27 protein-coding genes are annotated in these 24921 nt (G+C 71.1%); 16 read left to right on the top strand and 11 right to left on the bottom strand.

Going from position 1 to position 24921, the window contains the following annotated elements; all coding sequences use genetic code 11:
- The 6 genes from MMB17_RS00525 (at position 1) to copM (ending at position 7147) form a co-directional block, all read left to right on the top strand.
- Positions 1 to 846, top strand: coding sequence for a beta-keto acid cleavage family enzyme (locus tag MMB17_RS00525; protein WP_241100690.1), 846 nt, complete (start codon positions 1 to 3; stop codon positions 844 to 846).
- 43 nt (positions 847 to 889) lie between these two features.
- Positions 890 to 1315, top strand: coding sequence for a hypothetical protein (locus MMB17_RS00520; protein WP_241100689.1), 426 nt, complete (start codon positions 890 to 892; stop codon positions 1313 to 1315).
- 180 nt (positions 1316 to 1495) lie between these two features.
- Positions 1496 to 3190: an efflux RND transporter periplasmic adaptor subunit gene (locus tag MMB17_RS00515; RefSeq protein ID WP_241100688.1), complete on the top strand. Its 1695-nt coding sequence runs from the start codon at positions 1496 to 1498 to the stop codon at positions 3188 to 3190.
- An 11-nt stretch (positions 3191 to 3201) separates the two neighbouring features.
- Entirely contained in the window at positions 3202 to 6330 is a 3129-nt protein-coding gene (locus MMB17_RS00510) for an efflux RND transporter permease subunit (RefSeq protein ID WP_241100687.1), read from the top strand.
- A 32-nt stretch (positions 6331 to 6362) separates the two neighbouring features.
- Entirely contained in the window at positions 6363 to 6728 is a 366-nt protein-coding gene (locus MMB17_RS00505; RefSeq protein WP_241100686.1) for a hypothetical protein, read from the top strand.
- 23 nt (positions 6729 to 6751) lie between these two features.
- Positions 6752 to 7147, top strand: a complete 396-nt coding sequence (gene copM, locus MMB17_RS00500) for a CopM family metallochaperone (RefSeq protein ID WP_241100685.1) — start codon at positions 6752 to 6754, stop codon at positions 7145 to 7147.
- A 29-nt stretch (positions 7148 to 7176) separates the two neighbouring features.
- Here copM and MMB17_RS00495 read toward each other — a convergent pair whose 3' ends face one another.
- Entirely contained in the window at positions 7177 to 7929 is a 753-nt protein-coding gene (locus tag MMB17_RS00495; protein ID WP_241100684.1) for a 16S rRNA (uracil(1498)-N(3))-methyltransferase, read from the bottom strand.
- Between the two features lie 243 nt (positions 7930 to 8172).
- Between MMB17_RS00495 and MMB17_RS00490 the strand changes: the two genes are divergently transcribed.
- Complete coding sequence (locus MMB17_RS00490; RefSeq protein ID WP_241100683.1) at positions 8173 to 8775, top strand: hypothetical protein; 603 nt, start codon at positions 8173 to 8175, stop codon at positions 8773 to 8775.
- A gap of 216 nt (positions 8776 to 8991) precedes the next feature.
- Complete coding sequence (gene ubiA, locus MMB17_RS00485; protein WP_241100682.1) at positions 8992 to 9924, top strand: 4-hydroxybenzoate octaprenyltransferase; 933 nt, start codon at positions 8992 to 8994, stop codon at positions 9922 to 9924.
- 9 nt (positions 9925 to 9933) lie between these two features.
- Here the strand turns inward: ubiA and MMB17_RS00480 are convergent, their stop codons facing one another.
- Positions 9934 to 10452, bottom strand: coding sequence for a DUF6101 family protein (locus MMB17_RS00480; protein WP_420847310.1), 519 nt, complete (start codon positions 10450 to 10452; stop codon positions 9934 to 9936).
- Positions 10453 to 10726: 274 nt separating this feature from the next.
- Between MMB17_RS00480 and MMB17_RS00475 the strand changes: the two genes are divergently transcribed.
- Positions 10727 to 11551, top strand: coding sequence for a 3'(2'),5'-bisphosphate nucleotidase CysQ (locus MMB17_RS00475; RefSeq protein WP_241100681.1), 825 nt, complete (start codon positions 10727 to 10729; stop codon positions 11549 to 11551).
- Between the two features lie 18 nt (positions 11552 to 11569).
- On the opposite strand, the gene MMB17_RS00470 is transcribed toward MMB17_RS00475, so the two are convergent.
- Both MMB17_RS00470 and MMB17_RS00465 read right to left on the bottom strand, forming a co-directional pair.
- Positions 11570 to 11794, bottom strand: a complete 225-nt coding sequence (locus MMB17_RS00470; protein ID WP_238309838.1) for an AsnC family transcriptional regulator — start codon at positions 11792 to 11794, stop codon at positions 11570 to 11572.
- A 183-nt stretch (positions 11795 to 11977) separates the two neighbouring features.
- Positions 11978 to 12187 carry a cold-shock protein gene (locus MMB17_RS00465; protein WP_238309839.1) on the bottom strand — a complete coding sequence of 70 codons (210 nt, stop codon included), beginning with the start codon at positions 12185 to 12187 and terminating at the stop codon, positions 11978 to 11980.
- 273 nt (positions 12188 to 12460) lie between these two features.
- On the opposite strand from MMB17_RS00465, the gene MMB17_RS00460 reads away from it, so the two are divergent.
- The 3 genes from MMB17_RS00460 to MMB17_RS00450 all read left to right on the top strand — a co-directional run bounded on the left by MMB17_RS00460 (position 12461) and on the right by MMB17_RS00450 (position 13511).
- On the top strand, positions 12461 to 12850 hold the full coding sequence (locus MMB17_RS00460) for a preprotein translocase subunit SecD family protein (protein ID WP_241100680.1): 390 nt from the start codon (positions 12461 to 12463) through the stop codon (positions 12848 to 12850).
- A 93-nt stretch (positions 12851 to 12943) separates the two neighbouring features.
- Positions 12944 to 13228, top strand: a complete 285-nt coding sequence (locus tag MMB17_RS00455) for a BrnT family toxin (RefSeq protein ID WP_241100679.1) — start codon at positions 12944 to 12946, stop codon at positions 13226 to 13228.
- Positions 13182 to 13511: a BrnA antitoxin family protein gene (locus tag MMB17_RS00450; RefSeq protein WP_238309842.1), complete on the top strand. Its 330-nt coding sequence runs from the start codon at positions 13182 to 13184 to the stop codon at positions 13509 to 13511. Before MMB17_RS00455 ends, MMB17_RS00450 begins: the two co-directional genes overlap by 47 nt.
- Positions 13512 to 13579: 68 nt before the next feature.
- Here MMB17_RS00450 and MMB17_RS00445 read toward each other — a convergent pair whose 3' ends face one another.
- Complete coding sequence (locus tag MMB17_RS00445; protein WP_238309843.1) at positions 13580 to 13801, bottom strand: hypothetical protein; 222 nt, start codon at positions 13799 to 13801, stop codon at positions 13580 to 13582.
- 208 nt (positions 13802 to 14009) lie between these two features.
- On the opposite strand from MMB17_RS00445, the gene MMB17_RS00440 reads away from it, so the two are divergent.
- Genes MMB17_RS00440 through MMB17_RS00430 form a run of 3 tightly spaced genes read left to right on the top strand, consistent with a single transcriptional unit; the run spans position 14010 to position 16920 of the window.
- On the top strand, positions 14010 to 14753 hold the full coding sequence (locus MMB17_RS00440; protein WP_241100678.1) for a (Fe-S)-binding protein: 744 nt from the start codon (positions 14010 to 14012) through the stop codon (positions 14751 to 14753).
- A complete protein-coding gene (locus MMB17_RS00435; protein WP_241100677.1) occupies positions 14750 to 16330 on the top strand; it encodes a lactate utilization protein B in 1581 nt (526 codons plus the stop codon). Before MMB17_RS00440 ends, MMB17_RS00435 begins: the two co-directional genes overlap by 4 nt.
- Entirely contained in the window at positions 16327 to 16920 is a 594-nt protein-coding gene (locus MMB17_RS00430; protein ID WP_241100676.1) for a LutC/YkgG family protein, read from the top strand. Before MMB17_RS00435 ends, MMB17_RS00430 begins: the two co-directional genes overlap by 4 nt.
- A gap of 33 nt (positions 16921 to 16953) precedes the next feature.
- Here MMB17_RS00430 and MMB17_RS00425 read toward each other — a convergent pair whose 3' ends face one another.
- The 3 genes from MMB17_RS00425 to MMB17_RS00415 all read right to left on the bottom strand — a co-directional run bounded on the left by MMB17_RS00425 (position 16954) and on the right by MMB17_RS00415 (position 19680).
- Entirely contained in the window at positions 16954 to 17340 is a 387-nt protein-coding gene (locus tag MMB17_RS00425; protein ID WP_241100675.1) for a response regulator, read from the bottom strand.
- Between the two features lie 92 nt (positions 17341 to 17432).
- Positions 17433 to 17585 carry a hypothetical protein gene (locus MMB17_RS00420; RefSeq protein WP_238309848.1) on the bottom strand — a complete coding sequence of 51 codons (153 nt, stop codon included), beginning with the start codon at positions 17583 to 17585 and terminating at the stop codon, positions 17433 to 17435.
- 412 nt (positions 17586 to 17997) lie between these two features.
- Entirely contained in the window at positions 17998 to 19680 is a 1683-nt protein-coding gene (locus tag MMB17_RS00415; protein WP_241100674.1) for a porin, read from the bottom strand.
- 296 nt (positions 19681 to 19976) lie between these two features.
- Here MMB17_RS00415 and MMB17_RS00410 point away from each other — a divergent pair, with 296 nt between their 5' ends.
- Positions 19977 to 20549, top strand: coding sequence for an NUDIX domain-containing protein (locus MMB17_RS00410; protein WP_238309850.1), 573 nt, complete (start codon positions 19977 to 19979; stop codon positions 20547 to 20549).
- A gap of 13 nt (positions 20550 to 20562) precedes the next feature.
- Here the strand turns inward: MMB17_RS00410 and MMB17_RS00405 are convergent, their stop codons facing one another.
- The 3 genes from MMB17_RS00405 to MMB17_RS00395 form a co-directional block, all read right to left on the bottom strand.
- Positions 20563 to 22989, bottom strand: a complete 2427-nt coding sequence (locus tag MMB17_RS00405) for a hybrid sensor histidine kinase/response regulator (protein WP_241100673.1) — start codon at positions 22987 to 22989, stop codon at positions 20563 to 20565.
- Positions 22990 to 23499: 510 nt separating this feature from the next.
- Positions 23500 to 23727, bottom strand: a complete 228-nt coding sequence (locus MMB17_RS00400) for a hypothetical protein (protein ID WP_241100672.1) — start codon at positions 23725 to 23727, stop codon at positions 23500 to 23502.
- 327 nt (positions 23728 to 24054) lie between these two features.
- On the bottom strand, positions 24055 to 24921 hold the full coding sequence (locus MMB17_RS00395) for a WecB/TagA/CpsF family glycosyltransferase (RefSeq protein ID WP_241100671.1): 867 nt from the start codon (positions 24919 to 24921) through the stop codon (positions 24055 to 24057).

Below are 24921 nucleotides of genomic sequence, written 5' to 3'. Positions count from 1 at the left end.
ATGACGACCACGACGCAGAGCCCCGTTAGCTGGCAGCCCCTCATCCTGGCCAACGCCCCGAACGGCGCGAGCCGCGGCAAGGCGGACCATCCGAACCTGCCGATCACCCCGGCGGAGCTCGCCCGCACGGCCTCGGAGATCCGGGAGGCGGGTGCTTCCCTCATCCATGTCCATGTCCGCGACCGGGACGGCCGCCACCTCCTCGATGCGGAGGCCTACCGGGAGGCGAGCGCCGCCATCCGCGTCGAGGTCGGCGACCGCCTCGTCCTCCAGATCACCTCCGAGGCGGGAGGGCGCTACGCCGCCCCCGAGCAGATGGCGGTGGTGCGTGCCGTGCGGCCGGAGGCGGTCTCGCTCGCCCTGCGCGAGCTGGTGCCGGATGCCGCCTCCGAGCCGGCGGCGGCGGATTTCTTCGCCTGGACGCGGCGGGAGCGCATCTTCCTGCAGGTCATCCTCTACAGCGCCGAGGAGGTGACGCGGTACCGCGCGCTGAAGGCCCGCGGCGTTCTGGGGGAGGGGCAGGACTTTCCGCTCTTCGTGCTCGGCCGCTACACCGCCGGACAGGTCTCGCAGCCCTCCGACCTGCTGCCCTTCCTCGCGGCGGCCGGGGAGGGGACGGCGCCGCTCTGGTCGATGTGCGCCTTCGGGCCGAAGGAGAATGCCTGCGCCCTGGTGGCGGCGGGGCTCGGCGGCCATACCCGCATCGGCTTCGAGAACAACCTGTTCGCGCCGGACGGCCGCCGCGCCGAGGGCAATGCCGACCAGATCCGCCGCGCGGCAGAGGGCGCCCGCCTCCTCGGCCGGCCCCTGGCCGACGCGGATGCGGCCCGCGCGCTGATGGCGTGAAGGGCATTCCGCCCGGCCATTCCCCCGTGCTAGGCTGGCCCCGATGAGCCCGGAGCGCCCCCTCGCACGTCTGCTGGCGGCGGTGATCGTGATGATCGCCGCCTGTCTCGGCGTATCCGCGGCGCAGGCCCATGACGGGCATGTTCATCAGGGCCACGCCCATCACCCGGCCGTGGCCTCCGCGCCGCTCGCCGGTTCGACGCTCGCGGCGCAGGAGACCGTCACGCGCGCCGCGCCGCGCTTCGCCGAGGCGGCTTTGCGCGACGGCCGCGAGGCCGGCGACGATCAGCCCTGCGGCGGTCAATGCTGCAGCCGCGGCATGACCTGCTGCCATTCGGCCCTGACGCCGGGCCTCCTCGTCACCGGCCCGGCGCCGACCCCGTCCGCCCCGGTCGCCGCCCTTCAGCAGATCCAGCCTCCGGGCCTGCCGCCCGAGGCGCTGCCCAAGCCCCCCCGATCCCTCGCCTGACACCGTTTCCGGCTGCCCTGCGCGGTTGAAGCGCACGCTCCGTCATGGCGAGCGGCGCGACCGCTCCGCGCAGGGCCGTGTCCCCGCGCCCGCGGGGACTCCGCCCCACCGGAAATCCGGTGAGACCCCTGCGCGCCATCGCGTGCGGCCGTCCGCTCCTCCGGCGAGAGATCCCGTTCCATGTCCGTTTTCCTGGCCGCCCGCTGCGTGCCGGTCCTGGCCCTGGCCCTGTTCCTGGTGAGCCTCGCCCCGTCGCGTGCTCATGAGGGGCACGACCACGGCGCCCCCCCGCCGCCCCTGACCGCCAACCTCGCGCCCCGCGGCGAGGCAGCCTCGGAAGCCTTCGAGCTGGTCGCGATCCTGCGCGGCGGCGCCCTCACGCTGTTCCTCGACCGCTTCCGCACGGCCGAGCCGATCGCGGATGCGACCGTCGAGATCGACACGCCGGAGGGTCCGCGGCGGGCCGAGCCCATGGCGGAGGGCAGCTACCGGCTGCCGGCGCCCTGGCTGCGGCCCGGCCGTCACGATCTCATGGTCACGGTGACGGCGGGGGAGGACATCGACGTCCTGCCGGTGAGCCTCACCGTCCCGGAGCCCGCCGCGGAGACCGGCTCGGCCGCCTCGCCCCTGTCGCAGGGCGGCCCAAGACGAATCGCGACCCGCGACCCCGTCCTGCTCGCCGTCGCCTCGGGCAGCTTCCTGCTCGGCCTCGGCGCCATGCTGCTGGCGGTGCGCCGCCGGCGCGGCACGGCCCTGGCGCTCGTCGTCTTCGCCGGAACCGTGCTCGCCTCCGCCGCGGCCTTCGCCCATGGCGACGATGATCACGATCACGGGGCCATGCCCGCCGCCCTGAGCCGGCCGGGGGAGGGGGCGGCGGATCTCGCCCGGCGCCTGCCCGACGAGGCGGTGTTCGTGCCGAAACCCACCCAGCGCCTGCTCGCCCTGCGCACCGCGGTCACCGAGATCGGCCGCTTCCGGCGCAGCGTCGGCCTGCCGGGCCGCGTCATCCCCAACCCGAATGCCAGCGGCGTGGTCCAATCCTCCGTGGGCGGGCGGCTGTCGCCCCCGGCTTCGGGGCTGTTCCCCCGCCTCGGCAGCGTCGTCGCGAAGGGGGAGGTGCTCGCCAGCGTGACCCCGCCCGTGCAGCGGGTCGACGTTTCCGACATGCGCCAGCGCCAGGGCGAGCTCGACCAGCAGATCGCCATCGTGAAGCGCCGGGTCGAGCGCTATGCCCGCCTCGCCCAGTCCGGCGCCGTCGCCCAGGTGCAATACGAGGAGGCGCAGGACGAGCTGAAGGGATTGCAGGACCGTCGCGCCGCCCTCGACGCGATCCGTACCGAGCCCGAGCCCCTGATCGCGCCGGTGGACGGGGTGATCGCCGAGGCCTCCGCCACCGCCGGCCAGATGGCGGCGCCGGGCCAGATGGTGTTCCGCATCGTCGATCCAAAGAATCTCTGGGTCGAGGCCCTGAGCTTCGACGCCCTGATCCCGGGGCAGCAGGCCAGCGCCCGCCTGCCCGATGGGCGCAGCGTCGCCCTGACCTACCAGGGCGCGGGTCTGGCCGACCGCAACCAGGCGATTCCCGTGCAATTCGCGATTCAGGGCGATGCCGCGGGCCTGCGCCTCGGCCAGTTCCTCACGGTGCTCGCCGCCACCGATGCCGAACTCTCCGGGCTCGCCCTGCCGCGGGCGGCGGTGGTGCGCACCGGCAACGGGCAGGACGTGGTCTACGAGCATGTCGCGGCCGAGCGCTACGAAGCCCGGCCCGTGCGCGTCGATCCCCTCGACGGGGAGCGCGTGCTCGTCGCCGGCGGCCTCGGCCCGGGCCGGCGCGTGGTGGTGCAGGGCGCCGAACTCCTCGATCAGGTCCGGTAGGGGGCGCCGCGATGTTCGAAGCCATCGTCCGCCTCGCCCTGCGCAACCGCATGCTGGTGCTGGCGCTCGCCGCCGTGCTGGTCGTCGCCGGCGCCTTCTCGGTCGGCCATCTGCCCGTAGACGTGTTCCCCGACCTCAACCGGCCCACGGTCACGATCATGACGGAAGCCGAGGGCTATGCCCCCCAGGAGGTCGAGCAGCTCGTCACCTTCCCCCTGGAGACCCGCATCAACGGCCTGCCCGGGATCAGCCGGGTGCGCTCCGTCTCCGGCGTCGGCCTCTCCATCGTCACGGTGGAGTTCGACTGGGGCACCGACCTCTACCGCAATCGCCAGCAGGTGGCCGAACGGCTCGCCCTGGCCCGGGACCAGCTGCCGCCGAACGTGACCCCGCAGATGGGGCCGGTCTCCTCGATCATGGGGCAGATCCTGCTCGTCGCGGTCACGGGCGAGCAGGCGAGCCCGATGGAGGTGCGGGAGGCGGCGGATTTCGTGATCCGCCCGCGGCTCCTCACCCTCCCCGGCGTCGCGCAGGTCATCCCCATCGGCGGCGAGGTGCGCCAGTTCCGCGTGAGCCCGAATCCGCCGGCCATGCGGGCGCTCGGCGTCACCAATGCGCAGCTGGAGGCCGCCCTGCAGGCCTTCGGCACCAATGCCGGCGGCGGCTTCACCGATCTGCACGCCCGGGAATACCTGATCCGCAACATCGGCCGCACCATGAGCCTCGACGACCTGAGGAGCCTCGTCGTCGCGCAGGTCGGCGGGGCGCCGGTCTATCTGCGCCAGATCGCCGACATCGCCTTCGCCGCCAAGGTGAAGCGCGGCGAGGCCGGCAGCCAGGGCCGGCCCGCGGTGATCGTCTCGGTCGAGAAGCAGCCCGACATCGACACCGTGGCCCTGACCCGCTCCCTCGAGGCGGCGCTGAAGGATCTCTCCGCCGCCCTGCCGCACGGCATCCGCGCCGATACGGTCCTGTTCCGCCAGGCGGATTTCATCGAGACCTCGATCCGCAACGTCGAGCGCGTGCTCGCGGAGGCCATGCTCGTCGTGGCGGTGGTGCTGTTCGCCTTCCTGCTCAACGGGCGCACCACGGCGATCTCGCTGGTGGCGATCCCGGTCTCGATCCTGGCCACCGCCCTGGTCTTCCGCTTCGCCGGGCTCTCGATCAACACGATGACCCTGGGCGGCCTCGCCATCGCCATCGGCGAGCTGGTGGACGACGCCGTGGTCGACGTGGAGAACATCTTTCGGCGCCTCGGCGAGAACCGGCGGGCCGGCAGCCCGAAGAGCGTGTTCGCCGTGGTGGTGGAGGCCTCCGGCGAGGTCCGCTCCGGCATCGTCTACGCGACGGCGATCATCGTCCTCGTCTTCGTGCCGCTCTTCGCCCTCTCCGGCATCGAGGGGCGGCTCTTCGCGCCGCTCGGCCAGGCCTACATCGTCGCGATCCTGGCGAGCCTCGTCACCGCCGTCACCCTCACGCCGGTCCTGGCCTTCTGGCTGCTGCCGGGGCTGAAGAGCCTGGAGCAGCACGACAGCCGGCTCCTGATCGCGCTCAAGCGCGGCAACGCGGCCCTGCTCGGCCTCGCCTTCCGCCACCCGGGGATCCTCGTGGGAAGCGTCGCCCTCGCGGTGCTCGCCGCGGGCCTTGCCGCCTGGAGCCTGCCGCGGGCCTTCCTGCCGCCCTTCAACGAGGGCAGCTTCACCGTGAACATGACCTTCACCCCGGGCATCTCGCTGGCCGAGAGCCACCGGGTCGGCCTGATCGCGGAGCGGCTGCTCCGTGACATCCCGGAGGTCGCCAGTGTGGGCCGCCGCACCGGCCGGGCGGAGCTCGACGAGCATGCCGAGGGCGTGCACGCCTCCGAGATCGACGTGGCTTTGAAGCCCGGGGCCGCCCGCCCCAAGGATGTCCTGGTGGCCGAGATCCGGGGCCGGCTCGCGCAGCTTCCCGTCGCGGTCAATGTCGGCCAGCCGATCTCGCACCGGCTCGACCACATGCTCTCCGGCGTGCGCGCCGAGATCGCCCTGAAGGTCTTCGGCGAGGATCTCGACCAGCTCCGCGCCACCGCCGACGCCCTGCGGGAGCGGCTCGCCAAGATTCCCGGTCTCGCCGATCTCCAGGTCGAGCGGCAGGTGCGCATCCCGCAGCTCGACATCCGGGTCGATTACGCCCGGGCGGCCCTCTACGGCGTCCAGCCCGCGGCAATCATCGACCAGATCAGCCGCCTCTCGAACGGCCGCGTGGTCTCGACGGTCGTCGACGGCTATCGCCGCTTTGACGTGCTGATCCGCCTGCCGGAGGACCGGCGCACGACCACGGGCCTCGGCGACCTCCTGCTGGAGACGCCCTCCGGCTGGGTGCCGGCCCGGCAGGTCGCCGATATCCGCGAGACGGACGGCCCCAACCAGATCCTGCGGGAGAACGGCCGCCGCCGCATCGTGGTCCAGTCCAATACGGACGGCACGGCCGACACCCGCCGGATCGTCGAGGCGATTCGCGCCGGCATCGCCGCCGAGCCGCTGCCGCCGGGGGTGTTCACCAGCCTGGAGGGCACCTTCCAGGCGCAGGAGGACTCGGCCCGCACCATCGGCCTGCTCTCCGGCCTGTCCCTCGCCCTGGTCTTCGCGATCCTGTTCAGCCGCTACCGTTCCGCGGCCCTGGCGCTGATCGTGATGGGCAGCATCCCGCTCGCCCTGATCGGCGCGGTGATCGCCCTGTGGTGGGCCGGGCAGCCGCTCAGCGTCGCCTCGATGATCGGCTTCATCACCCTGACGGGGATCGCCGCGCGCAACGGCATCCTCAAGATCAGCCACATGCTGAACCTGTCGCTGCACGAGGGCGTGCCCTTCGGCCCGGATCTGGTGCTGCGCGGCAGCCAGGAGCGGCTGACCCCGGTGCTGATGACCGCGCTCTCGGCGGGCGTCGCCCTGGTGCCCTTGCTCCTCGACGCCGCGAGCCCGGGCAAGGAGATCCTGCACCCGGTCGCGGTGACGATCTTCGGCGGCCTCGTCAGCGCGACCCTGCTCGACGCGGTGCTGACGCCGCTCCTGTTCCTGCGCTTCGGCCGCACGCCCCTGGAGCGCCTGCGCGCGGCGCAGGCCGGCGAGGGCGCCGAACCGGCCGCGCGGGCCGCCTTCTGAGACTGTTTCGCCAACCGACAAGGAGACCGACCATGCGTCCCCCGCTTCCCGCCCTCGCCCTGTTGCTCGCGGCCGGCCCGGCCCTCGCCCACGAATCCGGCGGCCAGCATGGTGGCCGCATCGCCGATGCCGGGCCCTACCACCTCGAACTGGTGACCCGGGATGCCACGGTCGAGCTCTACATCCTCGACGGGCGGGCGAAGCCGCTTCCCGCGGCCGGCTTCAAGGGCCGCGCGACGCTCGTCGCCGACGGCAAGGCCGCCCGCATCCCCCTCGCGCCCAGCGAAGACGGCAGCCGGCTGACCGGCAAGGCCGAAGCCCCGCTCCCCGCCCGGCCGAAGGGCGCCGTGCAGGTCACCGCCCCGGACGGCGCCACCGCCACCGGCACCTTCAACTGATCGAGACCAGGACGATGTCACCCATGAGCACCCCGCGCCTCGCCCTCATCGCCCTCCTGGCCGCCGGCCTCGCCGGGGCCGCCCTGGCCCAAGACGCGCACGAGCACGCGCACGAGCATATGGACCATGCCGGCCGCCATCCTTTGCCCGCCGCCCAGGGCGACAGCCCGGCGACCAAGGCCTTCCGGGACATCGACGGGCAGATGCACCGGGCCATGGACATCCGCTACACGAACGACGTCGACGTCGATTTCGTGCGGGGCATGATCCCCCATCACGAGGGCGCCATCGGCATGGCCAAGGTCGCCCTGCAATATTCGAAGGATCCGGAGATCCGGAAGCTCGCCGAGGACATCGTCAAGGCGCAGGAGGCCGAGATCGCCCAGATGCAGGCCTTCCTGAAGCGCAAGGGGCCGTAACCCTTCGCAACCACCGTGGCGACGATGCGCTAGCGCGCGTCGCCGAGCACCGCCTGGACCAGGGCTAGCACCGCCACCGCGGCGGTGTCGGCCCGCAGGATGCGCGGGCCGAGCGACAGGGCGACGGTGTTCGGGCGCGCTGCGATCAGCGCGCGCTCCTCCTCGGCGAAGCCCCCCTCCGGGCCGACCAGCACGGCGAGCGGCGGCGGCGCGGCGGGGTCGGCCGCCCCGCGCAGGGCCGCCACCGGATCGGTGACGGGGGCGGCCTCGTCGCAGAAGACGAGGAGCCGGCCCGCATCGAGGGCGGCCAGAGCCTCGGACAGGCGGGCCGGCTCGGCGATCTCCGGCACCGCCAGGATGCCGCATTGCTCCGCCGCCTCGATGGCATTGGCGCGCAGGCGGTCGAGCTTGATCCGTTCCCCTTGCGTGAAGCGGGTGAAGACCGGGCGGATCGTGCCCGCGCCCATCTCCACCGCCTTCTGGGCCACGTAGTCGAGCCGCCCGGTCTTGAGCGGCGCGAACAGGTAGTGGAGGTCGGCGGGCTCCGGCTGGGCGCGCGTGCGCTCGACGAGTTCGAGATCGGCGCTCTTGCGCCCGTTCGGCCGCAGCCGCCCCCGCCACTCGCCGTCGCGGCCGTTGAACAGGAGGACCGGATCCTCCTCCGAGCGGCGCAGCACCGTGAGCAGGTAATGGGCCTGGGCCCGGTCGAGGGGCAGCACGGCGCCCTGCGCCAGGTCCGATTCGACGAAGAGGCGGGGGGCGGTGAAGTCGTAGGCGGCCATGCCGGCTCGTCGCCCGCGTCTTGTCCGCTGTCAACGCGGGAAAGGTGGTGCCTGCCTGCAACAAGGGCAAGCATTCGGGAAACTATCCGCAATCCTTGCCGATCGGAGCGGAACCGTTCGATTGACGCCACAATCCTGTGCGGACTCCCTCTGATCGAACGAACACGCCACGGTGAGCGCCACGGCCAGCCCGGATGCGGTCGCGCACCCGTCGGCAGAGCGGGCCGGGAGAGGGACTACAGGATGCCGACCAGACAGAGCCAGATTGCCGCGGCCGTGCTGAGCGCCGCCCTTCTCACCAGCGGGGCCGCCTTCGCCCAGGGCGCCTTCTCCACCGCGCCCTCGCCGACCATGTCGATTACGGCCGAGACCCCCCCGGCGCCCGCGGTGCCGGCCCCCGCCATTCCCGCGCCGGCGGCCACCGCGCCGGTGCCGCAGGCCCAGGCCGTGCCGCAGGGCGGCTCGGATTGCGGCAGCATCCAGAAGACGCTGATCGAGCGGAAGAACCTCGTCGCCAAGGCGAACGCGGCTTCGAACTCGAAGAAGAAGATGACCCCGCAGGAAGCCTGCGCCCTGTTCGGCAAGCTCCAGGCCAACGGCGCCGAGGGCGTGAAGTGGATCACCGCCAACAAGGAATGGTGCTCGATCCCCGATTCCTTCGCCGAAGGCTTCAAGGCCGACCACAGCAAGGTCGCGCAGATCCGCACCAAGGTCTGCGGCATGGCCGCCCAGGCGACCAAGATGGAAGCCCAGGCCCGCGCCCAGGCCCAGAACGGCGGCGGCGGCGGCCTCCTCGGCGGCCCCGGCCTGACCGGCTCCTTCAAGATGCCGCAGGGCGCCCTCTGAAGATTTCCGCTCGGTCCGGGGCCCTCTTCCTCCCCCATCGGGGGAGGGGGCCGCGCAGCGGACGGAGGGGCGGCACTGGAGTGGCCGGCATAAAGGCTCGCGTTCCCACGCCACCGCCTTGCGCGCGGTCCCCCTCGCCGGGGGCGAGGGGCGGCACGGCGACCGCTTCCATCGTCCGGAAACGGTATGAGACCTCGCGGTACCCCGAGTGATTCCATGAACGGCAACGTCGCCGATGCGGTGGCCGGCCACTGGGCGGACCGGATCGCGCCCGCGCGGTTGCGGCCCTATCTGCGCCTTGCGCGGATCGAGCGGCCGATCGGCTGGTGGCTGCTGCTGCTGCCCTGCTGGTGGTCGGCGGCGCTCGCGGCGGATGCGGCGGGCGGCGCCTTCCCCCATCCCGGCCATCTCGCCCTGTTCTTCGTCGGCGCCGTGGCCATGCGCGGGGCGGGCTCGACCTACAACGACATCGCCGACCGGGATCTCGACGCCAAGGTCGAGCGCACCCGCTCGCGCCCGCTGCCCTCGGGGCAGGTGAGCACCAAGGCGGCGGCTGCCTTCCTGATGCTCCAGGCGCTGATCGGCCTCGCGGTCCTCCTCCAGTTCAACGGCACGGCGATCCTCGTCGGCATGGCCTCGCTGCTGCCGGTGGCGATCTACCCCTTCATGAAGCGGGTGATGCCGCTGCCGCAGCTGGTGCTGGGGCTCGCCTTCTCCTGGGGGGCGCTGATGGGCTGGGTCGCCCTGTTCGGGCGCCTCGAAGCCCCGGCCTACTGGCTCTATGCCGGCACCATCGCCTGGGTGGTGGGCTACGACACGATCTACGCGGTGCAGGACATCGAGGACGACGAGATCGCCGGCATCCGCTCCTCGGCCCGCTTCTTCGGCGCGCGCATCCGCCTCGCGGTCGGGCTCTGCTACGGGCTTGCCGCCGCGCTGATGCTCGGGGCCCTGGTCACGGCCAAGGCCGGTCCGGTGGCGCTGGTCGGGCTCGGTCTGTTCGCGGCCCATCTCGGCCGCCAGGTCCTGCGGCTGCATCCACGTGACGGGCACGGGGCGCTCGCCCTGTTCCGCTCCAACCGCGATGCGGGGCTCATCCTGTTCGCGGGCCTCGTCCTCGACGGGCTGGTCCGCGCGGTCCTCGCGTAAGCGCCTCGTTCAGCTGCGGGCGATGATCTCGTTCTCGCCGCGGTGGATCTGCGGGCGCGCCGGGAGGCGGGCAGTCTTGCGGCGCACCAGGAAGCGGGGGCGGCGGCCGTTGAGCAGGCCGACCCGGCGGCGCTGGCGCGAGCGGCCGAGGCTGAGCCGGCCGATCTGCCGGGAAACCTCGGCGAACTGACCGTCCTCGCGCAGGATCATCCGGGGCAGACCGGTGCGGGCGGCGCAATCGCGCCAGATCGCCACCACGTCCTCCTCCGTGAAGGGCCCGAGGCGGGCGAGCACGCCGTCCTGCGCGTCAACGAGGAGCAGCGCGAAGCGGTCCTCGCCGCAGGCGTCGCTCTCGTCCTCGGCGAAGGCCAGAGCCACGCCGACGGCCTGGGCGGCCCCCGTGATTCGGCCGATCATCGGCAGCGCGGTCGCCACGAAGGAGAACCCGCGGATCTGAACGCCGTCCTGCACCGGAGCCTCCTGCGACGAAGCGGGGAAATCCGTGTTCATATTCGCGAAAGTAATCATCTGATTGACGCCCTGTTGCAAGTGGCGGCCTCTGTCGGGCCGTCCGTTATGCCAAGCAGAATTGCGTCTAGACTCCTCGTAGCGCCTTAATTGGCAGCGTTAAGCGAATCTGGATGCCGGAGATGCTCAACGGATCCTTGCCGCGATCCGTGAAAGTGCGGGATATGCCGCAGCGGCGCCGGACGCGCCGCCTTGTGGTCGTGCCCTTTCGCGCTCTACAACGGGACCTCTTCCCGCGCGTCCCCGCACGGGCGCCCAGCTTTCTCAAGAGCGCATGCCCGATCCCGTTTCACCTGCCGGCCGGCAGGGCCCCGACGCGCTGCTCGGCCCCCTACGGGAGGCGATCCGCGAGGCGGCCGCCCTGGCGATGCCCTTCTTCAATGCGGGGGATCAGACCAGCGCCCGGGTCTGGTCGAAGGCCGGCGGCTCGCCGGTGACGGAGGCCGACGTCGCCGTCGACACCTTCCTGAAGATCCGGCTGAGCGAGATCGACCCCTCCGCCGCTTGGCTCTCGGAGGAGACGAGCGACGATCCGGTGCGGCTGAACAGTGACCGGGTCTGGATCGTGGATCCGATCGACGGCACGCGCGCCTTCCTCTCGGGGCACCCGGACTGGTCGATCGCGGTGGCGCTGCTGGAACGGGGGCAGCCGCTGCTCGGCTTCGTGCATGCCCCGGCGCTCGGCATCTTCTACGAGGCGGCGTCGGGCCGCGGGGCCACGCGCAACGGCGCCGGGATCGCGGTCTCGCCGCGCACGGCTTTGCCCGGCGCCGGCATCACCGGGCCGAAGCCGATGGCCGACCGCTTCGTGCGCGGTGCCGGGCAGGACGATTTCACCCGCATCCCGCGGGTGCCCTCCCTGGCCCTGCGCGTGGCGCGGGTGGCCGAGGGGGCGATCGATATCGGATTGGTCTCGCGGGATTCGCGGGATTGGGATCTCGCTGCCGCCGACCTGATCCTGCGGGAGGCGGGCGGCACGGTCTGCACCCTCGACGGGGCGCCGGCGGTCTACAACCGGCCGGAGCCCAAGCACGGCGAGCTGATCGCCGTGCCCAATGCCTTGAAGGCCGCCACTCTGAAGGCGCTGGCGGCCGGCTGAGCCGGCCGCGTTCCGTCCTCAGGCGTGCTCGCGCACGGAGACCTTGGCCGGCGCGAGGCCGAAGCGGTCGGCGAGGTGCCAGCGCAGCTCGCGCGGCGACTGGTACTCGTAGGACGGGTCGATCAGGTGGCTGAGGTCGGAGCCCTTGCGCTCCGAAATGCCCGTCAGGCGCTTGACCCGGAAGGTGGCGGCGCCGGTCACGGGGGAAAGCGCGCCGGAACGGCGCGTGTACTCGAACTGCATCGTTTCTTGTTTCTCTGTTCTGGTCCGTGATCCCGCACGCAGCGGGGCCCGGAGTCGTTTCTGGTTGTTGTCACATCGGGCGCCGCGATCCCCGGAGACCGGGAATCGCGGCCGCCGACGCCCTCCCGGGGCGCCTGCTGGCATCGGCCGCTCCTTGGGAGAGCCGATGCTGAAAAGCGACGGTCAGGCCGTCTGCAGGTTGCCGGCGGCGTCCTTGCCGCTGCGCTTGTCCGTGAGGATGTCGTAGGTGATCTTCTGACCTTCGACGAGGTTGCGAAGCCCAGCGCGCTCGACGGCCGAGATATGGACGAACACGTCCTTGCCGCCATCGTCGGGCTGGATGAAGCCGTAGCCCTTGGTTTCGTTAAACCACTTTACGGTTCCGGTATTCACGCAATCGTCCTTAGTGCGAGTTCTCGAGGCAACAGGCATCGTTGCGGATGCCGGCCGCCTGTTCTCTTTCCGCTGATGTGACGGATCGAAGCGGGACCTTTTCGGGACGTGCGATCTATCCACGCTCCCGTCGTCTCGATGCCCGCGAATCCCTATGTAGGCCGAGGATGGGGCCGCAACAAGGCAGCCGGTTGTGTTTGTGCTGGGGCGCCCTGTGGCCTTCCGTCCTCCGGATGCGTATTAAAAGTGAAGCTCCAGGCGGTTAGGCAATCCATGGCCGGTATCTCGGTTTCTCTCGAAGGCGCCAACATCCAGCTCTCCTTCCAGAAGGACGACCAATCGACGGCCGTCGTGATGGATGCGCGTGCGGCCCGTGCCCTGGTGCGCGCGGTCGGCCAGCTGCTCACGGCGATCGACGACGGGGAGGAGCCGGACCTGGCGGAGGAGATGGGCGACGAGGACATCGCCATGCTCGACGTGACCTCCTCGGCGATCGAGGTCGGCACCGACGAGCAGGGCCAGGCGGTGGTCGCCCTCCAGGCCGGCGCGCTGCCTCCCTTCCAGCTCCGCCTCACCGACGAGGAGGCCCGCCACGTCGCCGCCTCCCTCGCCGAGATCCTCGCCTCGCCCCGGGACGTGCGCACGTCCCACGGGGGGCATTGATCCGGTCTCAGGCCGCCGCAGGGGCCGGGAGAGGGTGGCCCGTCCCCCTGAAACCGCCTTCAAAGAACCACGTTTTGTCGTTACATTCGAACCATGGGCTTCCAGTGGGATCCGGAGAAGGATGCAGCCAATCAGGCCAAGCACCTCGTCGGCTTCCGGCAGGCCGCCGAGATCTTCCGCGGGTTCCGACTGACCCGGCCGGATACGCGGCGCGATGACGGCGAGGACCGGTTCATCGCCCTGGGCGTCTACGACAACGAGGTGCTGCGGGTGGTCTACACGCTCCGCGACGGGGACATCCGCATCATCTCCGCATGGAAGGCGAGCCGACATGACCGACAAGCCTACGCGCAAGCGTGCCAAGCTCGTCCGGTTTGACAGCCTGGACGAGATGCCCCCGGCCGAGCCGCTGAGCCGGGCCTTCAAGACCCTGGGCGAGGAGGAGGCCGAGCGCCGCGCCGCGGACGATCCCGATGCGGGCCTGATTCCCGCCGGCTTCTGGGACACGGCGGAGCCCGTCGCGGCGGAGAACAAGGAGCAGATCACGCTGCGGCTCGATGCCGACGTGCTGCGCCATTTCCGCAGCGCCGGCAAAGGCTACCAGTCCCGGATCAACGCGGTGCTCAAGAGCTACGTGCGCGCGAAAGAGAACGCGGACTGAGCCCCCACAAGAAAGACACGCCCGCATCCTCTGCGGGCGTGCCGAAATCCGTCCTGGAAAAATCGATCCTAGAGCCGGATGCCCGGGTCGGTCGGGCCGCCGGGGAGGTAGTCGGGCTCCGAGCCCGGGCCCTTGGGCTCGTCGATATCGGGATCGTCGACCGGGTAGGGCGAGCGCGGGCCGGTCGGGCCGATATCCGGCAGCTCGTCCGGCTGCGGCGGGGGTGGCAGGTCGCCCGGAATGTTTCCGCCGGGCCCCGGATCGGGGTTCGGGATGCCGGGATTGGCCATGGGCCGCCTCCTTGGCTGGTTGCGGGGATGCTGGACCAACACAGCCCCGGCCGGAGTGTTCCGCTCCCGTTCCGCCTCCGGCCCGCGCCTTCCGGACGCGGGTGCGGCCGGCGTCTCGCCAAGCGGGCCGGCATTCGTTAGAGCGCGTTCAGGCTGTAGGAATTCCAGATCGCGCGGCCGCGGCCGCGCCCGCGAAAGACACGAACCGATGCGGATCGGGCTGTTCGTCCCCTGCTATGTCGACGCCTTCGAGCCGGAGGTGGGCATCGCCACCCTGGAACTGCTGGAGCGCCTGGGCCTCACGGTCGAATATCCCTACGACCAGACCTGCTGCGGCCAGCCTATGACCAATACCGGCTGCCACGCCGAGGCGGCGGCGACGGAAGCCCTGTTCGTGAAGAACTTTTCGGGCTTCGACTACGTGGTGGCCCCCTCCGGCTCCTGCGTGCACCAGGTCCGCGCCCATCTCACCGCGATCCCGCAGACGGACGAGGTCCGAAAGGTCCGCGCGAGCACCTACGAGCTCGTGGAGTTCTTGCACGACGTCCTGAAGATCGACGCGCTGCCCTGGGCGGAATTCCCGCACAAGGTCGCCTATCACTCGAACTGCAACGCCCTGCGCGGCATCCACCACGCCAAGCCCTCGGAGCTGAACGCGCCGTACTTCTCCAAGCCCCTGAACCTCCTCAAGAAGGTGAAGGGCCTGGAGCTGGTGGAGCTGGCGCGGCCCGACGAGTGCTGCGGCTTCGGCGGCACCTTCTCGGTGTTCGAGCCCGCGGTCTCGGCCAAGATGGGCTATGACAAGGTCACCGATCAGGCGAAAGCCGGCGCGGATTACGTCGTCTCGGCGGATTCCTCCTGCATGATGCACCAGAAGGGCTGTGCCGAGCGCCTCGGCCTCCCCCTCAAGTACATCCACATCGCCCAGGTGCTGAACGGAGCCGCCGCATGAGCGCCTCGGATCTGAACCAGGACCTGAACCCGCGCGAGGACCGGCTCCACCCGGAGGTGCGGCCGCCCGACGACGAGAGCGAGCGGAGCCAGGACGGGGAGCGCCTGCAGCATGCGGAGGCCGCCTCGCGGCCGATCCGCGCGCCGGCCCCCCGCGAGCCGCAGCCCCGCGGCGCCAGGATCCGCGGCGACAAGCCGATCGACCAGGCGGAGGCCGCCGAGCGCTTCATCGCCGCGCCGCTGCACCAGGCGGCCCACGATGCGAGGCTCTGGGACGTCCGGCGCAAGCGCGACGCCGCGACCCAGGCCATCCCCGAATGGGAGGTGCTGCGCGACCTCGCCTCCCGCATCAAGACGCACACGCTCAGCCATCTCGACCGCTACCTCGAGCAGTTCGAGGCGGCGGCCAGGGCGAACGGCGTGCACGTGCACTGGGCCGAGGACGGGGCCGCGCATAACCGCATCGTCCTCGACATCCTGAAGAGCCACGGCGCGAAGCGGCTGATCAAGTCGAAGTCGATGCTCACCGAGGAATGCGGCTTCCGCCACTTCATGGCCGCCCACGACATCGAGATCATCGAGACCGATCTCGGCGAGCGCATCCAGCAGCTCGACGAGGAGGAGCCGAGCCACGTGGTGATGCCCGCGGTGCACAAGACCCGGCTCGACGTGGCCGAGGTCTTCGCCCGGACGCTGGGCACCGATCCCGAGAACGACGACGCCCATTACCTCGCCGAGAGCCAGCGCGAGACCACCCGGCCGCTGATCCTCTCGGCGGATGCGGGCATGACCGGCTGCAACTTCGCCATCGCCGAGACCGGCACCGTCGTCACCTGCACCAACGAGGGCAATGCCGATCTCTCCGGCAACGTGCCCCCGCTCCAGATCCACTCGATCGGCATCGAGAAGCTGATCCCGCGCATGTCGGACCTCGGCGTGTTCCTGCGGGTGCTCGCCCGCTCGGCCCTGGGCTCGCCGATCACCCAGTACACCTCGCATTTCACCGCGCCCCGCAAGGGCTCGGAGATGCACATGGTGCTGGTCGATAACGGCCGCTCCGCCCGGCTCGGCATGGAGGCGTTCTGGACCTCGCTGAAATGCATCCGCTGCGGGGCCTGCATGAACACCTGCCCAGTCTACCGGCGCTCCGGCGGCCTCTCCTACGGGGCGACCTATTCCGGCCCGATCGGGCTCATCATCGACCCGACCTACAACAAGCGGAAATACTCGACGCTGCCCTTCTCCTCGACGATGAACGGCTCCTGCACCAATGTCTGCCCGGTGAAGATCAACATTCACGAGCAGATCTTCGCCTGGCGCAAGGTGCTGGCCGAGGAGCACCAGATCCCGCTCCTGAAGCAGGGCATGATGAAGGCCGCCGGCGCGGTGCTGAGCCGGCCCGCGGCCTATCGCGCGGCGATCGGCGCGGCGGATTCCGCCCTGAAGGTGCTGCCGCGCTTCGCCGTCTACAATCCGGCCAACACCTGGGGGAAGGGCCGCGAGATGCCCGACGCCCCGCGCCAGAGCTTCCACGCCTGGTACAAGCAGAACCGCATGAGCAAGGACGGCGCGAAATGAGCGCGCGCGAGGCGATCCTGGCCGCGATCCGGGCGAACCGCCCCGCCGGCGACTTCCCCCTGCCGGAGGTGCCGGATTTCGCTCCCCTCGTCGGGGACGACCGCGTCGAGGCCTTCGGCGAGACCCTGAAGCGCATGGGCGGGCGCATCGAGCGCCCCGCCCCGGGCGCCGACCCGCTCCTGCCGGTGCGCGAACGCATCGCGGGCGCCAGGGTGCTGGCCTCCGCCGTGCCGGAGGTGACCGGAAACCGCGACCTCTCCACCGTGGCGAACCCGCGCGACCTCGCCGATGTCGACGTGGCGGTGGTGCGGGCGGTCTTCGGCATCGCCGAGACCGGCTCGGTCCTGTTCACCCAGTCCGAGCTGATCGTGAATGCCGTGGCCTATCTCGCCCAGCACCTGATCGTGCTGCTCGACCCGGCCGACATCGTCGTGAACGTGCAGGCCGCCTATCGCCGCCCGGATTTCGGCCGGGCCGCCTATGCGGTGCTCCATACCGGCCCCTCGGCCACCGCGGATATCGAGGGCGTGCTGATCCACGGTGCGCAGGGGGTACGCTCCCTCACGGTGGTGCTGCTGCCGCGGGGATAGGGCGCCCGGCGAAGCGCTCCGCCCTGCCGGCCCCTATCCGACCCGCGGCGTCGCGCCGAGGATCCGGGCGAGGGAGCCGACGATCTGCTGGTAGTCGGCCGGCTTCTGCAGGCGTGCCACGCCCTCGAATTCGGCCGGGATCGCCTCGTCGTCGTAGCCGGTGATGAACACGAAGGGCGTGCCGCGCGCCCTCAGGATTCGCGCGAGGCCGAAGGACGGGCCGTCGCCGAGATTGATGTCGACCACGGCGGCGGTGGGCGTCGCCTGCTCCATCTCGGCGCGCGCCGCCTCCTCGCTCGGACAGGGACCCAGGATGTCGGCGCCGGCACGCTGGAGGGCGCGGGCCGTGTCGGTGGCGAGGAAGTAATCGTCCTCGACCACCAGGATGCGGTGACCGCGCAGGTCGGCTTCGCCAATCATGTCGAGCGCTCCTCTCGGGTCCCCGCGACACGGCGCGGCGTCGACCGTCCGAGGATACGCTCTCGGGCTGCGGGCGAAAACTCCGGGCGGGGTCAGCGCGGCCGGCGGCTCGGGCGCGGGTCCCAGCGCCGGGATCCCTCTCTCTCCAGCCTGTCGCGCACGGCGCCGAGGGCGGCCGCGTTGGCGAGCGAGAGGCCGAACAGCGCCAGCCCGGTATAGAGGGAGAAGGTGGTCGGAAACAGCATGGATCCTCGTGCGGGCGGGGGCGGCCGGCCTTGCGGGCGGCGCTCTGGGTCTCCGGGAAGCGGTCCGTCGCGGCGGCGGCGCCGCGGCGGGCCTGGGGTTTCGGGCCGAACTTGCGCGGGAAGCGGAGCCGGCGTCGGTTTCCTTGCGCACGAGCGGATCGGCCCGCCCGCAATCCCGGCTGTGGTCTTCGGTCGCGGCACGGGGCGGCGCGGCGAGGGCGGTGCGGCGAGGGCAGGCGGAACCATGGAAAAAGGCCCGGCGTCGCCGCCGGGCCAGTCGCTTCTGGAGTTTCCAAAAAGGCACCTGGACGCTGGGGGCTCCCCGCCGTTGGAAGGGCGCGGAGGTGGGACTCGTCCAAGCGATTCCGGATCCCGGTGCGGCGGGAGCCGGAATGGGGGTCGGGCCGCGCCGTCAGAAGTCGCGTTGCACGCGGAAGCGGGCCTGGAAGGTGTCCTCGGCGCTCACGGGATAGAGCGGGACGCTGACGCCGTTCACCGTGACGGTGCCGGTCTTGTCGGCGTTGTAGGCCTTGCCGCTCTTGAGGGCCGTGCGGATGTACTGGCCCTCCACGCCGATATCGAGGTCCTTGACCGGCGACCAGATCAGGCTGGCGCCGGTCACGATCTGGCTCGTGTCGCGCAGGGCCGCGCTGTAGCCGTAGCCCAGGGCGTTGGTCAGGTAGGAGGCCGGCGCCACGGTGTTGGCGGCGCCGATCAGGGCGGCGGTCTGGCTCACCGCCTGCCGCGCGGCCTGGCTGAAGGCGATCTCGCCGTAGCTGCCGTAGAAGGCCGAGCGCCATTCCGGCGCCCAGTAATGCAGGTAGGACGCGACCACCGTGAAGCTCGTCGAGAGTTCGAGCTTGCCGGTCAGCGGGTTCACGATCGCGTCCGACAGGTACTGGTTGAAGGCGTTGCCCGGGAAGACGGTAGCGTTGCTGAGATAGCTGCCGGTGAAGGAGGTGATGCCGGTATACATCGCCGAGCCTTCGCCATAGGCGCCCTGCAGGTAGAGGCCATCGCCGGGGGCGATGAAGGGCAGGTTCAGCTTCAAGCCGCCCTGGATCGCCCAGCCGTAATCGGTCTGCGCGCCGGAGCTGATGCCGCGGGCGGCGTAGAGCGCCGCGGCCGTGGCGCTGGAGAGGGTCGTCGCCGTGGCGTAGGTGCCGCTCGCCGAGTAGAGCGTCTGCCCGGTGAAGCCGCCGATGCTGATCGCCCGCACCGCGCCGGAGATCTGGGCCGAGCCCCAGGGGGCGTCGTAGCGCAGGGCGCCGACGAAATCCGGCATGCGCGTGCGCTCGACCGCATCGACGAAGGCGACCGCCGTGGCGTTGCCGGCGGCGTTGGTGCCGAGGATGATCGGCGTCGGCGCCGTGGTCGCCGTCAGGGCGCTCGCGGCCGAGCCGGCGGTGGTGCTCGCCGCGTAAGAGGCGGAATAGACCGGGTTCTTGCGGAAGCTCGGATCCTCCATCGACACGGTAGCCGAGAAGCCCTCGCCGAAGAGCTGCGTGTAGGCGAGCAGGTTGGTCGAGGCGACGTCGGAGCCCAGCGACGAGCCGATGATCTCGTAATCGTGGGCGTAGAAGTCGAAGAAGGACGAGGCCCGGCCGGCGGTCAGGCCGGCGAACTGCACGAAGGCCTTGTCCGGCACGATGTAGGTCTGGGTCCGGCCGTACTGGTCCTGGCCCGTGGCGGTGTAGGCGTTGCCGATGCGCAGCTGCGTGCCGGAGGCCATCTTGCTCTCGCCGGTGCGGCTCGCCGCCTCCAGGCGCAGGAAGGCGCGCAGCGTGCCGTAGCTGGTCTGGGTGCGGGCATCGAGGCTGAAGCGGGCGAGGCCGCGATACTGCGTGGTGTCGCCCGCCCCGGCGGCGTTGCGGCTGCCAGGGGATAGGTAGCCCATCTCGTAGCGGGCGCGGCCCGAGACGCGCAGGCAGGTCTCGGTGCCGGGGATGTAGAAGAAGCCGGCGCCGTAGGCGGTGCAGACCCGGACATACTCGATCGGCACGGCGGCCTTGATCGGGAGATCGGCGGCCCGCGCGACGCCCGTGGCGGCGAACAGGGCGGTGGATCCCAGAAGAACGCGCTGGATGTCGCGCATGGGTGGAAACCTCCGAAACGAGACCCTCGGGACCGGGCTCTGCCCGGGAGTCCCCGCTCGCCCCCGGCTTCGGCGAGGCCTCTCGCCGCCCGGGATGTCCGGAGGACCGGGCCGCTATGGGACGCCGGTGTTTCCCAATTTTGTGGGAATATTGCCCACATGTTGCTCCGGACGCTTCGGCCCGCCGCGGGGCGCGCTCGTGGGCCGGTGTGGTCCGCGGGGCACACTGTCCGGATCCGCCCCGGCGTGGCATGTCCCGCCGGACGCGTTCGGAACCGTGACGGCAAGGAGACCCCATGACCCAGGAGATCCGCGGCACCCGCCTCGTCCATGACGGCTGGTGCCGCCTGCTCCTGGCGGAGATCGGCCTGCCGGACGGCACGCGCATGACCCGGGAGATCGAGGATCACGGCCGCGCCGTCTGCGTGCTGCCCTACGATCCCGTGCGCCGGGTCGCCCTGCTGATCCACCAGTTCCGGGTGCCGCCCTTCTACGCCGACGGCACCCGCGACCTGATCGAGGCGCCGGCCGGCCTGCTCGACGAGGAGGACCCGGAGGAGGGCGCCCGGCGCGAGGCCTTCGAGGAGGCGGGGGTGCGGCTGTCGCGGCTGGAGCCGGTGGCGAGCGCCTGGGCCATGCCGGGCATCTCGACGGAGCGGATGGACCTCTATCTCGGCGCCTATGCGCGCGAGGACCGGCACGGTCCCGGCGGCGGCCTGGCGGAGGAGGGCGAGGACATCACGGTGCTGGAGATGCCGCTGGCCGAGCTGGCGGCCCGGTCCGATGCGGGGCAATTGCCCGACCTGAAGACCCTGACCCTGGTGCTGGCCCTGCGCCTGCGCCACCCGGCTCTGTTCCAGCCGGCCTGAGGAGAGCCGCGCCCTAGCGGGCCAGGATCTCGCGCATGCGGGCGGCGAGGGTCTCCACGCCGAAGGGCTTGGTCAGCACCGACATGCCGGGTTCGAGGCGGCCGTCCCGCAGCAGGGTGGTCTCGGCGTAGCCGGTGATGAACAGCACCTTCAGGTCCGGGCGGCCCACCCGGGCGGCGTCGGCGAGCTGGCGCCCGTTCATGCCCCCCGGCATGCCGACATCGGTGACGAGCAGATCGATCCGCGCCTCCGTCTGCAGCAGCTTGAGGCCGGCGACGCCGTCCGCGGCCTCGATCGCCCGGTAGCCGAGATCCTGCAGCACGTCCGACACCAGCATGCGCACGGTCGGCTCGTCGTCCACGATCAGGACGGTCTCCCCGGAGCCGATCGGGGCGACGGGGGCGCCCTCCGCGCCGCCGGTCTCCGTCTCGGCCGCGCCGTGGAAGCGCGGCAGGTCGATGGTCACCGTCGTGCCCCGGCCCACTTCGGAGCGGATCCAGACCTGCCCGCCGGATTGCTTGGCGAAGCCGTAGATCATCGAGAGCCCGAGACCGGTGCCCTCGCCGAGGGGCTTGGTGGTGAAGAAGGGGTCGAAGGCCTTGGCCATCACCTCGGGGGTCATGCCGGTGCCGGTGTCGCGCACGCTGAGCGACATGTAGGGCCCCTCGGCCAGCTCGCCCTGCCGGGCGGCGGCCCCGCCGATCCAGCGGTTCCGGGTCTCGATGACGATGCTGCCGCCCTCGGGCATCGCATCCCGGGCATTGATGCAGAGGTTGAGCAGGGCGTTCTCGAGCTGGGAGGTGTCGACCAGCGTGGTCCAGAGCCCCGGAGCGGCGACGCTGTCGACGCGGATCCCCGGCCCCACGGTCCGCTGGATCAGGTCGAGCATGCCGCCGACGAGGTGGTTGGTGTCGGTGGGCTTCGGGGCCAGGGTCTGCCGGCGGGAGAAGGCGAGCAGGCGGTGCGTCAGCGCGGCGGCGCGCTTCGTCGCCCCCTGCGCCGCGCGCATGTACTTGTCGATCTCGGTGACCCGCCCCTGGGCGATCCGCGTGCCGATCAGCTCCAGGCTGCCGGAGATGCCGGCGAGCAGGTTGTTGAAGTCGTGGGCGAGGCCGCCGGTAAGCTGGCCCACCGCCTCCATCTTCTGCGACTGGCGCAGGGCCTCCTCCGCCCGCTCGCGCTCGGCGATGGTGGAGGCGACGCGGCTCTCCAGGGTCTCGTTGAGTTCCCGCAGCCGCGTCTCGGCCTCGTGCTGGCGCGTCACGTCGCGGGAGACGGCCAGCAGCTTCTCGGGCTGGCCGTCGGGACCGTTGATGGGCGTCACCGCCACGTCCCACCAGCGCGGGCTGCCCTTCATCGTGCAGGCGAAGCCCTCGAAGCGGGCGATGCCGCCGGCGCGCCCCGTCTCCAGGGCGGCCAGCACCTTGCCCCGCTCATCGCCCTGCCAGAAATCCGCCCAGCAGGCGCCGGCGATGGCGCCGTAATCGTCCACCTCCATCACGCACATGCCGCCTTCCGACATGAATTCGAGGTGGCCGTCGAGGGAGATCACCTTGATGCAATCGGCGGAGCTCTCGATGATCCGCCGGCCCAGCTCCTCGCTGGCGCGCAGGGCCTGCTCCGCCCGCCGCCGCGGCGTGACGTCGTCGAACAGGATCGCCACGCGCCGGTCCTGCGGATCGCCGGTGCGGAAGGCATAGACCTCGAACCACCGGCCCAGGGCCTCGGACCCCGCCTCGAACCGCGCCGGCTCGCCCGTCAGCGCCACCCGGCCGTAGGTCTGGTACCAGTGCTCCTCCAGATTGGGCGCGAAGGTGCGCAGCCACCGGCCCCGGGCGCCGATCAGCCCGGTCTGCCGCTCGAAGGCCGGATTGGCCTCCACCACCCGGTAGTCGATCGGGTACTCCGCCGCGTCGAACTTCACCTCGACGATGCAGAAGCCGGAATCGATCGAGTCGAACAGGGTCCGGTAGCGCTCGTCGCTCTCCTGCTGCTTGATGACCTCCGCCGTGGTCTCCCGGCAGATCACGAGCACGCCGCCGATGCCGTTCGGCGCGGCCTCGTCCTCGATCGGGCTGCAACCATAGGTCCACCAGGTCGGCTGCTGCGCGCCGTGGCGGAAGACGGGCATGCACTGGTCCTGGTGCCAGGTCGCCGCGCCGCCGGCGAGGACCTGGTCGATCTGCGGGCCGATCAGCTCCCAGATCTCGGGCCAGGTGTCCTGCGCCCGCGTGCCGAGGGCGGCGGGGTGCTTCTCCGGGCCGAGGGAGGCGGCATAGGCGTCGTTGTAGAACTGGATGTGGTCCGGCCCCCACCAGATCAGCATCGGATGCCGGGTGTTGAGGAGCAGGCGGAGCGCGCCGATCAGGCTCTGCGGCCAGCGCTCCATCGGCCCCAGCGGCGTCGCCGCCCAGTCCCGGGCGCGGACGAGCGCGCCCATGGCTCCGCCGTTGCGGATCACGGGGCTCAGGCCCGGCCGCGCGGGACCGGGCTCGACCCGGGCATCGCTGGGAGGGTGCGGAGGGGCAGGCTCGACATGCGGGTCGCGCTCACACGGGGCACCGGGATTGTCAAACCGGAATGTCATCCAGGCCAGAAAGCATTCGCCCCGTGAAGGTTCCAGACGAAGAGGCCCTCTCACCAAAAAAACAGCGCCGCATGACGGCACAGGCCCGGTCCTTTACGATCACAGATGCGATAGTTGTTTATTATAAAAACTATAGGTTGCCGAAGCGATCCTGTCGGGCGACGCGTCGGGACATGATGGGAGGTGCCGGGAAGATCAGACCGAGACCCGTTCCGGTCGTATGGTAAAGAGAACCTGTCGCTGTCGCTGTCCTCGTGACGCGACAACGAGGCGATCGGCCGGACATCGTAAGAGAGGGATTGGAAGAGGCCCGGACTCGGCGTGTCCGGGCTCCCGGCATGCGCAGAGGCGGCGACGGCTCCCTCAGTTCCGGAAGAGGCTGGCGACGTTCTTCTTGAGGAAGTTGGCCACGATGGCAGGCCCCTTCGGCCGATAATCCGGCCGCTTCGGCGTTTTTCTCCTATGAGCAGCAACGTCGAAGACAGTTTCTTCAAGCTTGGACATATCGGTCCAGAAGCCGCCATTGATGACCGCGAGATCCTCGTCCTTCAGGCGGATCGGTGCAACTTGCCCGGCAGATTGGGGCGTCATAGCAAAACTCCTGGTTGATGTTTCCAGGAATGCAGATTTTGCATCCGGAACACAGGATCGATCCTGAAGAGTTTCAGGTTCCGGCCTGCGTCGGAGGGATTTCTACTGGTTATGGACGTATCGATTCCGTGTGTATCGACACGCCGTGCCGGCGGGGAGAGGTCTGCCACCTCGACGGCACCCGGCCCAATGGCACCGTGCCGGCGGCGGCTCTCGATTCGCGCGACACCGCGCCATCCTCCGACGAATCGGGGTCACTTCGCCGGAAGGCGCCCCGACAGAGCGCATATTCCGCCTCCGGCCTCGGCCCGTATGCGGGTTCCTGCGTCACGGGAGACGGTGTGCGGAAAAAATCGCCCGGCGGCGGGGGCCGGCGAGGATCCAGAGGAAACGCCAGGAGCGCAGGAAGTAGCGCGCGAAGAGCCGCCGCGGGGCACGGGCGAAGCGGAACAACCATTCGAGGCCGATAGGCTGCATCCAGGCCGGTGCGCGCGCGGCGAGCCCCGCCGCGCCGTCGAGGGCCTCCCCCACGGCGAGCACCACGGGATCGCCGAGAAGCGCCCCGTGCCGGTCGACCCAGATCTCGGATTTCGGGGCGCCGACGCCCATCACCAGAAGCGTGGTGCCATGGTCCGCGATCCGGGCGGCCAGCGCCTTGGAATAGGCCTCGTTCGCCTCGAAGCCGAAGGGTGGCACCTCCCAGGCGATCGCCTCCGGCGGCAGCCCCTTGTCGACGAAGCGGCGCGCCAGCGCCTCCGCGCCCGCCGCCGAGGCGGCGATCAGGAAGATCCGGCGGCCGGGCGCCTGGGGCTGCGCCAGGGCGCTCGCCATCAGGTCGTGCCCCGTGATCCGTTGGGCGCCGGTCGCGCCCTTCAGCCGGGCGAGCCAGACCAGGGGCATGCCGTCGAGGGTGCGCAGGGTCGCGCCGGCATAGGCCCGGCGGAAGGCCGCGTTCTCGGACAGGACGACGATGTGGTCGACATTGGCGGTCACGATCAGCCGCGGGCGGCTGCTGCGGCCGGAGGCGGCCAGGGCGAGCGCCTCTTCGGCGGAGCCGGTGAAGAAGCTCGCCCCGAAGAGAGACAGGCCCAGGCCGGCGGGGCGCCGAACAGACCAGGCCGGGGAGGCCGGCGCCGGGCCGGCCACGGCGCTCCGTTCCGGCCTCGTGCAGCCGGGGAGGGCGAAGTCGGGCAT

It is taken from the genome of Methylobacterium organophilum, assembly GCF_022533465.1.
GTDB classification, from domain to species: Bacteria; Pseudomonadota; Alphaproteobacteria; order Rhizobiales; family Beijerinckiaceae; genus Methylobacterium; species Methylobacterium organophilum.
Note: the sequence above shows the minus strand (reverse complement) of the source record. Positions and strands in the feature narration are given on the sequence as shown.

Coding starts and splice junctions, on each gene's coding strand:
- MMB17_RS00525 (WP_241100690.1), top strand. CDS start 1: ATGACGACCACGACGCAGAGCCCCGTTAGCTGGCAGCCCCTCATCCTG.
- MMB17_RS00520 (WP_241100689.1), top strand. CDS start 890: ATGAGCCCGGAGCGCCCCCTCGCACGTCTGCTGGCGGCGGTGATCGTG.
- MMB17_RS00515 (WP_241100688.1), top strand. CDS start 1,496: ATGTCCGTTTTCCTGGCCGCCCGCTGCGTGCCGGTCCTGGCCCTGGCC.
- MMB17_RS00510 (WP_241100687.1), top strand. CDS start 3,202: ATGTTCGAAGCCATCGTCCGCCTCGCCCTGCGCAACCGCATGCTGGTG.
- MMB17_RS00505 (WP_241100686.1), top strand. CDS start 6,363: ATGCGTCCCCCGCTTCCCGCCCTCGCCCTGTTGCTCGCGGCCGGCCCG.
- copM (WP_241100685.1), top strand. CDS start 6,752: ATGAGCACCCCGCGCCTCGCCCTCATCGCCCTCCTGGCCGCCGGCCTC.
- MMB17_RS00495 (WP_241100684.1), bottom strand. CDS start 7,929: ATGGCCGCCTACGACTTCACCGCCCCCCGCCTCTTCGTCGAATCGGAC.
- MMB17_RS00490 (WP_241100683.1), top strand. CDS start 8,173: ATGCCGACCAGACAGAGCCAGATTGCCGCGGCCGTGCTGAGCGCCGCC.
- ubiA (WP_241100682.1), top strand. CDS start 8,992: ATGAACGGCAACGTCGCCGATGCGGTGGCCGGCCACTGGGCGGACCGG.
- MMB17_RS00480 (WP_420847310.1), bottom strand. CDS start 10,452: ATGATTACTTTCGCGAATATGAACACGGATTTCCCCGCTTCGTCGCAG.
- MMB17_RS00475 (WP_241100681.1), top strand. CDS start 10,727: ATGCCCGATCCCGTTTCACCTGCCGGCCGGCAGGGCCCCGACGCGCTG.
- MMB17_RS00470 (WP_238309838.1), bottom strand. CDS start 11,794: ATGCAGTTCGAGTACACGCGCCGTTCCGGCGCGCTTTCCCCCGTGACC.
- MMB17_RS00460 (WP_241100680.1), top strand. CDS start 12,461: ATGGCCGGTATCTCGGTTTCTCTCGAAGGCGCCAACATCCAGCTCTCC.
- MMB17_RS00455 (WP_241100679.1), top strand. CDS start 12,944: ATGGGCTTCCAGTGGGATCCGGAGAAGGATGCAGCCAATCAGGCCAAG.
- MMB17_RS00450 (WP_238309842.1), top strand. CDS start 13,182: ATGACCGACAAGCCTACGCGCAAGCGTGCCAAGCTCGTCCGGTTTGAC.
- MMB17_RS00445 (WP_238309843.1), bottom strand. CDS start 13,801: ATGGCCAATCCCGGCATCCCGAACCCCGATCCGGGGCCCGGCGGAAAC.
- MMB17_RS00440 (WP_241100678.1), top strand. CDS start 14,010: ATGCGGATCGGGCTGTTCGTCCCCTGCTATGTCGACGCCTTCGAGCCG.
- MMB17_RS00435 (WP_241100677.1), top strand. CDS start 14,750: ATGAGCGCCTCGGATCTGAACCAGGACCTGAACCCGCGCGAGGACCGG.
- MMB17_RS00430 (WP_241100676.1), top strand. CDS start 16,327: ATGAGCGCGCGCGAGGCGATCCTGGCCGCGATCCGGGCGAACCGCCCC.
- MMB17_RS00425 (WP_241100675.1), bottom strand. CDS start 17,340: ATGATTGGCGAAGCCGACCTGCGCGGTCACCGCATCCTGGTGGTCGAG.
- MMB17_RS00420 (WP_238309848.1), bottom strand. CDS start 17,585: ATGCTGTTTCCGACCACCTTCTCCCTCTATACCGGGCTGGCGCTGTTC.
- MMB17_RS00415 (WP_241100674.1), bottom strand. CDS start 19,680: ATGCGCGACATCCAGCGCGTTCTTCTGGGATCCACCGCCCTGTTCGCC.
- MMB17_RS00410 (WP_238309850.1), top strand. CDS start 19,977: ATGACCCAGGAGATCCGCGGCACCCGCCTCGTCCATGACGGCTGGTGC.
- MMB17_RS00405 (WP_241100673.1), bottom strand. CDS start 22,989: ATGGGCGCGCTCGTCCGCGCCCGGGACTGGGCGGCGACGCCGCTGGGG.
- MMB17_RS00400 (WP_241100672.1), bottom strand. CDS start 23,727: ATGACGCCCCAATCTGCCGGGCAAGTTGCACCGATCCGCCTGAAGGAC.
- MMB17_RS00395 (WP_241100671.1), bottom strand. CDS start 24,921: ATGCCCGACTTCGCCCTCCCCGGCTGCACGAGGCCGGAACGGAGCGCC.